At 62.7% G+C, this 12,032-nt stretch carries 5 protein-coding genes, 1 tRNA gene and 2 rRNA genes (1 of these 8 cut by a window edge); 3 read left to right on the top strand and 5 right to left on the bottom strand.

Annotated features, from left to right (window positions below; genetic code table 11):
* The coding region (locus MAXJ12_RS07430) for a heavy metal translocating P-type ATPase (protein WP_008835180.1) at positions 1 to 2,176 on the bottom strand (2,176 nt) is incomplete at its 3' end.
* 245 nt (positions 2,177 to 2,421) lie between these two features.
* On the opposite strand from MAXJ12_RS07430, the gene MAXJ12_RS07425 reads away from it, so the two are divergent.
* Positions 2,422 to 3,633: an efflux RND transporter periplasmic adaptor subunit gene (locus MAXJ12_RS07425; protein WP_085983890.1), complete on the top strand. Its 1,212-nt coding sequence runs from the start codon at positions 2,422 to 2,424 to the stop codon at positions 3,631 to 3,633.
* On the top strand, positions 3,630 to 6,818 hold the full coding sequence (locus MAXJ12_RS07420) for an efflux RND transporter permease subunit (protein ID WP_008835178.1): 3,189 nt from the start codon (positions 3,630 to 3,632) through the stop codon (positions 6,816 to 6,818). Before MAXJ12_RS07425 ends, MAXJ12_RS07420 begins: the two co-directional genes overlap by 4 nt.
* Here the strand turns inward: MAXJ12_RS07420 and MAXJ12_RS07415 are convergent.
* Complete coding sequence (locus MAXJ12_RS07415; RefSeq protein ID WP_008835177.1) at positions 6,728 to 7,645, bottom strand: DUF429 domain-containing protein; 918 nt, start codon at positions 7,643 to 7,645, stop codon at positions 6,728 to 6,730. The two genes, MAXJ12_RS07420 and MAXJ12_RS07415, sit on opposite strands and share 91 nt — an antisense overlap.
* A gap of 364 nt (positions 7,646 to 8,009) precedes the next feature.
* On the opposite strand from MAXJ12_RS07415, the gene MAXJ12_RS07410 reads away from it, so the two are divergent.
* On the top strand, positions 8,010 to 9,731 hold the full coding sequence (locus MAXJ12_RS07410; RefSeq protein ID WP_008835176.1) for a monovalent cation:proton antiporter-2 (CPA2) family protein: 1,722 nt from the start codon (positions 8,010 to 8,012) through the stop codon (positions 9,729 to 9,731).
* Between the two features lie 347 nt (positions 9,732 to 10,078).
* Here the strand turns inward: MAXJ12_RS07410 and MAXJ12_RS07405 are convergent.
* From MAXJ12_RS07405 to MAXJ12_RS07395, 3 genes are all read right to left on the bottom strand, one after another.
* Positions 10,079 to 10,155, bottom strand: a tRNA-Met gene (locus MAXJ12_RS07405).
* 128 nt (positions 10,156 to 10,283) lie between these two features.
* Positions 10,284 to 10,398 (bottom strand): 5S ribosomal RNA (gene rrf / locus MAXJ12_RS07400).
* 76 nt (positions 10,399 to 10,474) lie between these two features.
* Positions 10,475 to 12,032 (bottom strand): 23S ribosomal RNA (locus MAXJ12_RS07395); it runs 1,240 nt beyond the window's last position.

Here is a 12,032-nt window from a genome sequence, read left to right as displayed (position 1 = left end):
CATGGGCGGCGGCCAGCGCCGGCGCATCGTTGACGCCGTCGCCGGCCATGGCGATGCGGGCGCCGGCGGCGCGCAATTCGTCGATCAGCGTCTTCTTGCCCTCGGGCAGTATATCAGCGCGGATGTCGTCGATGCCGAGCTTTTCCGCGACCGCGCGCGCGGTGCGCTCATTGTCGCCGGTCGCCATGATGATCTTCAGCCCGCTGCGATGCAGGGCTTCGATCGCCTCGGCCGTGGTCGCCTTGACCGGGTCGGCAACCGCGACGATGCCGGCAAGCCGCCCGCCGACAGCGACGAACATCGCGGTCTTGCCGTCCGCGCGCAGCGCATCGGCGCGGCCGGAGAGCGCGGCGTCGTCTATGCCGACCTCTTGCATCATCATCGCATTGCCGAGGCTCACCGCCTTGCCGGAGACTGTGCCCTTGACGCCCTTGCCGGTGACGGCGTCGAAGTCGGACGCTTCGGGAAGCTTCACGCCGCGCGACTTCGCGCCCTCGACGATGGCCTCGGCAAGCGGATGCTCCGACGCCTTTTCCAGGCCGGCGGCGAGCGCCAGCACTTCGTTCTCGTCAAAACCTTCCGCGGCGACGACATCGGTCAGCACCGGCCGGCCTTCGGTCAGCGTGCCGGTCTTGTCGACGATCAGCGTGTCGACCTTGGCGAAGCGCTCGAGCGCTTCGGCGTCCTTGATCAGCACACCGGCCTGCGCGCCCCTGCCGGTCGCGGTCATGATCGACATCGGCGTTGCCAGGCCGAGCGCGCAGGGACAGGCGATGATCAGCACGGAAACGGCTGAGACCAGCGCGAACACCATGCTCGGCTGGGGGCCGAAGATCGCCCAGACTATGAAGGAAACGATCGCGACCAGGACGACGGCCGGCACGAAATAGAACGAGACACGGTCGGCGAGGCCCTGGATCGGCGCGCGGCTGCGCTGCGCCTTGGCGACGAGTTCGACGATCTGCGACAGCACGGTGTCCGCGCCGACCTTCTCGGCGCGCATGACCAGCGTGCCGTTCTTGTTGAGCGTGCCGCCGGTCAGCTTGTCGCCGGCAGTCTTCTCGACCGGCACCGCTTCACCGGTGATCATGGATTCGTCGACCGACGAGCGGCCTTCGCTGACCGTGCCGTCGACGGGCACGCTGTCGCCGGGGCGGATGCGCAGGAGATCGCCTGTATGAACTTCATCCAGCGGTACGTCGGTTTCCGAACCGTCCTTGCCGATGCGGCGGGCGGTTTTCGGCGCAAGGTCGAGCAGCGCGCGGATGGCCGAGCCGGTGCGCTCGCGGGCCTTGAGTTCAAGAACCTGGCCGAGGAAGACCAGCGCGACGATGACGCTCGCCGCCTCGAAATAGACCGGCACCGTGCCGCCATGGCCGCGGAAGGAATGCGGAAACGCGTCCGGAAACAGCGTCGCGACGACGCTGTAGCCATAGGCCGCGCCGACGCCGAGCGAGATCAGCGTCCACATATTGGGGCTGCGGTTGACGATCGATTCGAAGCCGCGATGGAAGAAGGGCAGCGCCGCCCACAGGACCACCGGCGTCGCCAGCGCGAGTTCGATCCAGACCGCTGCCCGCTCGCCGAACAGGTCGCGGACCGGAAGCCCGAGCATCGGTCCCATGGTGAGGACGAGAAGCGGGATCGACAAGACCGCGCTGACCCAGAAGCGCCTGGTGAAATCGACCAGCTCCGGATTGGGGCCTTCCTCGCCGGTCGGCACGCCCATCGGCTCCAACGCCATGCCGCATTTCGGGCAGGAGCCTGGCTTGTCGCGGACGATCTCCGGATGCATCGGGCAGGTATATTGGGTTCCGGCCGGCATCGGCTCGGGCGCCGGCCGGTCGCCCAGATAGGTCTCCGGCGAGGCTTCGAATTTCTTCTGGCATCCGGCCGAGCAGAAATAATAGCCCTTGCCTTCATGGCGCGCGAAATGCCTGGCCGTCGAACGATCGACCTTCATGCCGCACACCGGGTCCGTCGCCTCCAGGTAGGTTTCCGGCGACTTGACGAATTTTTCCCGGCACGATGCGCTGCAGAAATGATAGTCGTGATCGTCGTAGTGCGCGGACGGCTTGCCGGCGGCAGGGTCGACGGTCATTCCGCAGACCGGATCGCGCGTAACCGCGTCCGCTGCTTCATGAGAATGGTGATGGTGCTGGTGGCCGTGATCCATGGGTTTTTCCTGCGCCTTTCGAATGTAGTGACAGCAAGGTAGGGCTTCCAGTGACTGGAAGGTCAAGGGGCAGCATCAAACATTCCGCGAAAAGGGAGAAATAGCGCCAAGAGCCGGCATCTCCAGGCAAATGGCAGGAGTGGCAGCTTCTGGTGGTCACTTCAAAAAGATTGATTTGTGCGGTGCACACCCGCTACCTAGATGTTACGGGCTTCGCATGAAGGAACCAATTACGAGGGGTACCCATGGTTCATACTGCATGTCTCCGCCACGATTCTCTGGCCGCCCCCTCCAGCAGAAACGTCATTGCAAAATGGCTCGCCGCCGCGTTGTTCGCGGGGATCGGCTTGCTCGCGGCCCCGGCCGCACAGGCGCAGGAAGCGCCTCCCGCTCCCGTCGTCACCGTCGCCAAGCCGGTGGTGCGAGACATCGTCGAGGACGATGAATTCGTCGGCCGCTTCGAGGCCGTCGACCAGGTTTCGCTGCGCTCCCGCGTCGGCGGCTACCTCGAACAGGTCCACTTCCAGGATGGCACGCTGGTCAAGCAGGGCGATCTGCTGTTCACCATCGACCAGCGGCCGTTCAAGTCGGCGCTGAACCAGGCGCAGGCGCAAGTCGATTCGGCCAAAACCCTTGTCGAATTCGCCAAGATGCAGTTCGAACGCGCCGAAACCCTGTCGCGGGACGGCAACATACCGGTTTCGACGCTGGACGACCGCCGCCGCGAATATCTTGCCGCCCAGGCGCAACTGGACGGGGCGGAGGCGGCACTTGAAAACGCCAGCCTCGATCTCGAATTCACCGAGATCAAGGCGCCATTTGCCGGCCGGGTCGACCGCCGGCTCGTCTCGCCGGGCAATCTGGTGCAGGCCGACCAGACCGTGCTGACCACCATCGTCTCGATCGACCCGATCGACTTCTATTTCGACATCGACGAGCGGGCCTACTTCGCTTATGCGCGCGACGCCCGCCAGCGCGGCGGCGTCATGCAGGAGGGCGCCGGCGGCATCGATGTGGTCGTCCGTGTCGCCGACCGCAGCGAAGTGACGTTCAAGGGCAAGCTGGATTTCGCCGAGAACCGCCTGGACGAGGCGACCGGCACGATGCGGGTCAGGGCGCGCTTCGACAACAAGGACGGCGTGTTGCAGCCCGGCATGTTCGGCCGCATCAACGTGCCGGGCTCGCTGCCGCATCCGGGCGTGCTTCTGCCCGACGAGGCGATCGGCGCCGACCAGAACCGCCGCATCGTCTTCGTTGTCGACGAGGCAGGCATGATCTCGGCCAAGCCGGTGCGCACCGGCCCGCGCATCGACGGCTACCGCGTCATCCGCGAGGGCCTCACCGGCGAGGAGACGGTGGTGGTCAACGGGCTGGTCCGAGTGCGGCCGGGCGTCACCGTCAAGCCCGAAATGACCACTTTGCCGGACAAGGCGGAAACCGAAGAGCAGACGCAATGAATTTCGCTCATTTCTTCGTCAACCGCCCGATCTTCGCGGCGGTGCTGTCGATCGTGCTCGTGCTCGTCGGCGGCATCGCCTACACGCAGCTTCCGGTCGCGCAATATCCTGAAATCGCGCCGCCGACCATAGTGGTGCGCGCCTCCTATCCGGGCGCCGACGCCGAGACCGTCGCCGCGACCGTGGCGACGCCGATCGAACAGGAAATCAACGGCGTCGAGCACATGCTCTACATGTCGTCCTATTCCTCCGGCGAAGGCTCGATGTCTCTCACCGTCACCTTCCGCCCGGGCACCGATCTCGACGAGGCGCAGGTGCTGGTCCAGAACCGCGTTTCGATCGCCGAACCGCGCCTGCCGGAAGAGGTGCGCCGGCTCGGCATCACCACGGCCAAGAGTTCGCCCGACCTGATGATGGTCATCCATATGCTGTCGCCCGACGACACATACGACCAGCTATACGTCTCGAACTATGCCCGCTCGCGGGTGCGCGACGTCCTGCTGAGGCTCGACGGCGTCGGCGACGTGCAGATCTTCGGCGAACGCGAGTATTCGCTGCGCATCTGGCTCGATCCGGAAAAGCTGTCCGCCTACGGCATGACCGCGGGCGACGTTGTCCAGGCGCTGCGCGACCAGAACGTGCAGGTGTCGGGCGGCTCGATCGGCGCGCCGCCGATAGGCAACGGCTCGGCCTTCCAGTACACGGTCACCACCCAAGGGCGCTTCGACGACGCGCGCGACTTCCGCTACGTCATCGTCAAGTCGACCGAGGACGGCCGCCTGATCTCCCTGCAGGACGTGGCGCGCATAGAACTCGGCGCCAAGGACTACGTCACCAATTCCTATCTCAACAACAAGGCTGCGGTGGCGCTCGGCATCTTCCAGCGGCCGGGCACAAACGCCTTGGCCTCGGCGGAAGAAATCCAGAAGACGATAGCGGAGCTTTCGAAGGATTTCCCGAAGGGGCTGGCCTACGAGATCATCTACAATCCGACCGAGTTCATCGCCGAATCGATCAACGAGGTCTATGTCACCATCGCCGAGGCGATCCTGCTGGTGGTGATCGTCATCATCGTGTTCCTGCAGTCGTGGCGCATGGCGATCGTGCCGATCGTGGCGATACCGGTCTCGCTGATCGGCACGCTGGCCGTGCTGCTCGCCTTCGGCTTCTCGCTCAACATGCTCACTCTGTTCGGGCTGGTGCTGGCGGTCGGCATCGTCGTCGACGACGCCATCGTGGTGGTGGAGAATATCGAGCGCAACATCAGGCTGGGGCTCGCTCCGCGCGCCGCCGCGCACAAGACCATGGACGAGGTGGGGACCGCCGTCCTCGCAATCTCGCTGGTCCTGATCTCAGTCTTCGTTCCCGCGGCTTTCATTCCCGGCATTTCCGGCCAGTTCTACCTGCAGTTCGCCATCACCATCGCGGTCTCCACCGCGATCTCCGCGTTCAACTCGCTGACGCTGTCGCCGGCTCTCGCCGGCGTGCTGTTCAAGCCGCACAGCGAGGAACATTCGAACTTCTTCCTGGCACGCTTCGGCCGCGCCCTGGCGAACGGCTTCAACAACGGGTTCGACAGGCTGGCGGACGGCTATGCGTGGCTGATCCACAGGCTTGTCGGCACGACGCTGGCGCTTGGCGCCATGCTGCTCGTCTTCGCCGGCCTGCTCTACGCGACCTATCACATGCTGCAGACGGTGCCGCGCGGCTTCATCCCGACCATGGACCAGGGCTATGCGATCGTCGTCGTGCAACTGCCGGAAGGCTCTTCGCTCGCGCGGACGGACGCAGTCATCCAGAAGGCGTCGGACATCATCCGCGAGACGCCGGGCGTCGCCAACGCCGTCGCCTTCGCCGGATTCAACGGCGCGACCTTCACCAACGCCAGCAATGCCGGCGTGATCTTCGCGCCGTTCACGAGCTTCGAGGAGCGGCTCGAGAGCGGCGAGACGTCCGACAAGATCATCGGCACGCTGTTCGGCAGCCTGCAAAGCATACAGGAGGCCTTCATCATCGCGCTGCCGCCGCCGCCCGTCCCGGGCATCGGCAATTCCGGCGGCTTCAAGATGATGCTCCAGGAGCGCAACAGCGCCGACATGCGGCCGATCCTCGCGCTGGCCCAGGACATCGCCGGCAAGGCGAACCAGACGCCCGGCCTGATGGGCGTGTTCACCACCTTCTCGGCGTCCAGCCCGCAATTCTTCCTGGCGATCGACCGCGACAAGGCGCGCATGCTGAACGTGCCGATCCCCAACATCTTCGAGACGCTGTCGATCAATCTCGGCACCGCCTATGTCAACGACTTCAACGCCTTCGGCCGCGTCTACCAGGTGCGGGCGCAGGCCGACCAGGCCTTCCGCATCGATCGCGACGACATATTGAAGCTGAAAGTGCGATCGGCGGCCGGCGACCTTGTGCCGCTCGGCACCCTGGTCGAGATCCGCGACGTCACCGGTCCCTCGCTCGTGCAGCGCTACAACATGTATGTCTCCGTGCCACTGCAGGGCAATGCCGCGCCGGGCGTCGCCACGGGCACGGCGCTCGACCTGATGGAGGGAATCGCAGCCGAAACGCTGCCGCAGGGCACTTCCTTCGAATGGACTGAACTCGCCTTCCAGGAGCGGCAGACCGGCAACACGGCGGTCTTCATCTTCGGACTGTCGGTCCTGTTCGTCTTCCTGGCTCTCGCGGCGCTCTACGAAAGCTGGATCACGCCCTTCGCCATCGTGCTCATCGTGCCGCTCAGCGTGCTGGGAGCCCTCCTGGGTGTCGCCTTCCGCGGGCTCGACAACAACATCCTCGTGCAGATCGGGCTGATCGTGCTCATCGGCCTGGCGGCGAAGAACGCGATCCTGATCGTCGAGTTCGCGCGCCAGGGCGAGGAACGCGGCCTTGACGCTGTCGAAGCGGCCGTCGAGGCCTGTCGGCTGCGGCTGCGGCCGATCCTGATGACGGCATTCGCCTTCATCCTGGGCGTTGTGCCGCTGGTGATCGCCAGCGGGCCCGGCGCGGAAATGCGCCAGTCGCTGGGTACGGCCGTCTTCTCCGGCATGCTGGGCGTGACGCTGTTCGGCCTGTTCCTGACGCCCGTCTTCTACGTCGCGCTGCGCAGGACATTCCAGCGCAGGCGGCCTGAACCCGGCCCGGCTGAAGCCGCGCTGGCCCCGGAGGGGCCCGCCGAATAGGCGGGGTCCCGGGCTTCGCGGAGGGATGGATCGGCGATCCATCCCTCAAGCGGATCGATATGTTCCGGCGCGCCATATCGCTCGCTCCGCATCGTCCAAGCCCAAGCCGCCTGGATCGCACAGAGAAGCGCATCCAACTGGTCGCCGGTCGGGTCGTCGGCCAGATCGCGCGGAGCCTTGACCCGTATCGAATGGCTGCGCTCCAAGTCCCCGTCTAAAATCAATGCCAGCAGCCGATGGCGCGTTTCGAACTGCGATTGCGTCTGCTTCCTGCGGCTGTCGTTCTTGTAGCTGGTTCGGGAAATCAGTTGCCTGGCCAAAGCGCCGGGATAAGCCTCAACGACGATCCGCTCCGGGTCACCCTGCTGGAGGCCGGGGATCGTGACGCCCGCCTCCACCAGCCGCCGCGCACCCTCGAAGAACATCAATCCCACCGGAACTCCATGGAGCTTCTGCGGGCTGATCGACGACGCCGCGACGTCGGTCTTGCGGCGATGCTCCTTGTCGCCGAAGGGCCGCGCCGCGCTGTAGCTCTTCAACGTCGCGCGAAATTCGGCACGGCCGAGCGACCCTGCCAGGGTTGCATAGTCGATCCAGTTTCCCGGCCAGCCGATATTCTCGATGAACCTTCGGGACTGTCCGAACGGGAAGTCGATGCCGGCGATCCACGGCCCCGGCTTTCGAAGCGCGTGCTCAAGAAGGTCGAAACTCGCCCATTCCTCGAGTTCGCCGGCCGTCAGCACTCCGTCATCAAGCGTGCAATGAAGGCAGGTCAGCGGCTTCCGCCGGCGCGGGCTGGACGTGAAGTCGATTCCAAGGACCTTCAAATCGCGAACCCCTCCCTGATTGGAATGAAGGCTGTCGGCGTTATGCCAACTTCCTCCTGGACCTTCCCGAACGAGCCCGTCCTCCAGCAATTCGCAGAGCACGCCGGCGGCTATGACCACTTTGGGACATCAGGATGTTGTTTGGAAGATAAGCACGGTAGCTTCCCGTCTGCCCCTCCTCCGGTCATTATAGGAGGGCTATTGCATATGGATGAGGTGCGGCGCGCTGACGACCCCCTCCCCCTTGAGGGAGGGATAGAGGGTGGCGGTATGAAGACAGCTTTCTTGTCCGATTTGCCGCAAAAAGAGAGTAGTTCGGATGCGATCGCCGGCTCTCTGCGGCCCTGTGTTTTGAGATCAAGAGATGCCTGACGCCGCTTCCAACGACTATTCGATGCTGCGTGACGCGGTGGTCTTTCTACTCGCCGCCATTGTCGTAGTTCCGCTATTCCGTCATTTCCGGGTCAATTCGATCGTCGGATACATCGTGGCGGGGATCGTGATCGGCCCTCATGGCCTCGCGCTCATTCGCGATGTCGAGGGCACACATCGGCTTGCGGAATTCGGCATCGTCTTCATGCTCTTCACGATCGGTCTCGAATTGTCGTTCGAGCGGCTGAAAACCATGGCCCGGTATGTGTTTGGACTGGGCCTTGCGCAGGTCGTGGTGACCGGCGCCGTGCTTGCGAGCGGAGCGCTCATCTTCGGCGCCGGTTGGGGACAAGCCGCTGTGATCGGCGGCGCGCTGGCTCTGTCCTCGACAGCGTTTGTCCTTCAACTCCTGTCCGAAAGAGGCGAACTGTCCAGCCATTTCGGCCGGGTAGTCCTTTCCGTGTTGCTGCTCCAGGACCTCGCGGTCGTGCCTGGCCTGGCGGTCGTAACTGCGTTGGGCAGCGAACCCGAAGCGCTCGCATGGGCCCTGATTGTCGCCGGCTTGAAAGCGATCGCCGCCCTGGGTCTTCTCCTGGCGGTAGGCAGACTGGTGCTGCGGCCGCTCTATCGGATGATAGCAGAAACCCGCAGTCCCGAACTGTTCGCAGCCGCGACGCTGCTCGTTGTATTGGCCACCGCATGGGGAACGGCAGCGGCTGGGCTTTCCATGGCCCTCGGTGCCTTCCTGGCCGGGTTGATGCTGGCGGGAACCGAGTACCGACACCAGATCGAAGCCGACATCCGTCCGGCGCGAGGCCTCCTGCTCGGGCTGTTCTTCATGTCGATCGGGATGCTTCTGGATCTGGCGACTATCATTCCCCAACTGCCGGCGATAATAGCGGCCGTTGCGTTGCTCATTTCGTCCAAGGCGTTGATTGCCGCCGCCTTGGGATGGTGCTTCCGCCTGCCACTGCCAGTCGCGGTAAATGCCGGGCTGCATCTTGCACAGGGGGGCGAGTTCGCCTTCGTCCTCTTCTCGCTCGCGATGGGAGCGGCGGTGCTCCCAATGGAAATGGGCCAGTTTCTTCTTGCCGTCGTGGCGATAAGCATGACGCTGACGCCACTCCTGGCACTCGCCGGGCGCAAGGTGCAAGCGCGGCTGGAGCAACGGGCAGCCGGCGGCCTGGAGGCGTTGATGACCGAGACCGAAGGATACTCCGACCATGTCGTAATCGCCGGGTTCGGGCGTGTCGGGCGAACCGTTGCACAGATGCTGGATGCTCGCGACGTGCAATGGATCGCTATCGATCTCGATGCGAAAAACATTGCTCAAGCACGGTCGAGAGGACTCCAGGTGTTTTTCGGGGACGCGGCTCAAGATGCGATTACCGCGGCCGCCGGACTTGACCGCGCCCGCGCCGCAGTCATCACCCTGGACAATCCGGCCGCAGCTGCTTCCGCCCTTCGGAACATAAAGAAGAAGCTGCCTGACATACCGGTGATCGTCCGCGCTCGCGATGCGTCGAATATGGGGGAGCTGATGCGCGGCGGAGCCACCAGCGTGATGCCGGAGACCATTGAATCAAGCCTCCTGCTTGGCGGAGCAGTGCTTCGCTCTCTCGGACAAGCAGAGTCCGAAATCGATGAGGTGATCGAATTCTTCAGGCGAGACGCCGTAGAAGGCGGTCAAAGGGCGGCCGACGACGAACAGTAGGCGCTTTGGCACTGTGAACCCACCCTCAGGCGACTCGGCCTTTCATTGTCGAGGCGCAAGGGAAGCGGTCAAAGCGTGGGCTAAACTCGGTAAACTCGACCAAACAGGCACCAGCAATGTCAGCCAGTTGCGGCCGGCTGCAAACAAAAAAACCCCGACGCCTTGAGAGACACCGGGGTTCAGGACTTGCATCGCAAGTAAATTGTTGGTTGCGGGGACAGGATTTGACGGTTTCTGCCCCGCTGCGTCGGCTGCGCCTCCTTACGGGCCCCTGACGAGGTTAAAATCAGCCGGCCACCACAAGCGAATACGAAAACGGCCCGCACAAAGCGGGCCGTTTTCGTATTTGGTTGCGGGGACAGGATTTGAACCTGTGACCTTCAGGTTATGAGCCTGACGAGCTACCGGGCTGCTCCACCCCGCGCCACCGTTTTTTGCGGGCTGAGCCGCAAATTGAAACCGGCCAAAACAAAGGGGCCGCATTGAGCGGCCCGAAATCCCGTTTTGGCGGGCCGCATCGACAAGAGAAGATTTACAACATGCGCTTGGCAGACCTGGCAGCGACTTACTCTCCCGCGTCTTGAGACGAAGTACCATCAGCGCTGGAACGTTTCACGGCCGAGTTCGGAATGGGATCGGGTGCAGCCGCTCCGCCATAACCACCAGGTCGGCAAAGAGCATGTTGTTTCGAGAAGCTGTTTTTGTGCCATCCATCGCATTCGCGATAGGCATTCGAAATGAGAACGATCAAGCCAATCGAGCTATTAGTACCGGTAAACTTCATGCGTTGCCGCACTTCCATACCCGGCCTATCAACGTGGTCGTCTTCCACGGCTCTCAGGGAATACTCGTTTTAAGGTGGGTTTCCCGCTTAGATGCCTTCAGCGGTTATCCCGTCCGGATATAGCTACCCTGCTATGCGGCTGGCGCCACAACAGGTCCACCAGAGATCCGTCCATCCCGGTCCTCTCGTACTAGGGACAGATCCTTTCAATATTCCTACACCCACGGCAGATAGGGACCGAACTGTCTCACGACGTTCTGAACCCAACTCACGTACCGCTTTAAATGGCGAACAGCCATACCCTTGGGACCTGCTCCAGCCCCAGGATGCGATGAGTCGACATCGAGGTGCCAAACAACCCCGTCGATATGGACTCTTGGGGGTCATCAGCCTGTTATCCCCGGCGTACCTTTTATTCGTTGAGCGATGGCCCTTCCACGCGGGACCACCGGATCACTATGACCGACTTTCGTCTCTGCTCGACTTGTCAGTCTCGCAGTCAGGCAGGCTTATGCCATTGCACTCAGCGAACGATTTCCGACCGTTCTGAGCCCACCATCGCGCGCCTCCGTTACTCTTTAGGAGGCGACCGCCCCAGTCAAACTACCCACCATACATTGTCCCGGACCCGGATAACGGGCCGCGGTTAGACATCCATAGTGATAAGGGTGGTATTTCAAGGATGGCTCCACCCGAGCTGGCGCCCGGGCTTCAAAGCCTACCACCTATCCTACACATGCCACTACGAATGCCAATGTAAAGCTATAGTAAAGGTGCACGGGGTCTTTCCGTCTAACCGCAGGAACCCCGCATCTTCACGGGGAATTCAATTTCACTGAGTCTATGCTGGAGACAGCGGGGAAGTCGTTACGCCATTCGTGCAGGTCGGAACTTACCCGACAAGGAATTTCGCTACCTTAGGACCGTTATAGTTACGGCCGCCGTTTACTGGGGCTTCGATTCAGAGCTTGCACCCCTCCTCTTAACCTTCCAGCACCGGGCAGGCGTCAGACCCTATACGTCGTCTTGCGACTTCGCAGAGCCCTGTGTTTTTGATAAACAGTCGCTACCCCCTGGTCTGTGCCACCCTCCTGCGGTTGCCCGCAAAAGGGTCACGCTTCTTCCGAAGTTACGCGTGCAATTTGCCGAGTTCCTTCAGCATAGTTCTCTCAAGCGCCTTGGTATACTCTACCAGTCCACCAGTGTCGGTTTCGGGTACGGTTTATAAGGAGGAGCTATTTCCTGGAACCACTTCGCTGCCAGATCAATCCAATAAGACCTGACAACACACGTGATCCGTCACTACCTCCAAGCCCACGAATATTAACGTGGTTCCCATCGTCTACGCATTTCTGCCTCGACTTAGGGGCCGGCTAACCCTGCTCAGATTAGCTTTAAGCAGGAACCCTTGGACTTTCGGCGGGGGAGTCTCTCACTCCCCTTACGTTACTCATGTCAGCATTCGCACTTCTGATACCTCCACCACCCCTCGCAGGTATGGCTTCATCGGCCTACAG

The sequence above is a fragment of the Mesorhizobium alhagi CCNWXJ12-2 genome, from assembly GCF_000236565.1.
Lineage (GTDB): Bacteria > Pseudomonadota > Alphaproteobacteria > Rhizobiales > Rhizobiaceae > Allomesorhizobium > Allomesorhizobium alhagi.
This window is presented reverse-complemented; position numbering and strand designations above follow the sequence as displayed.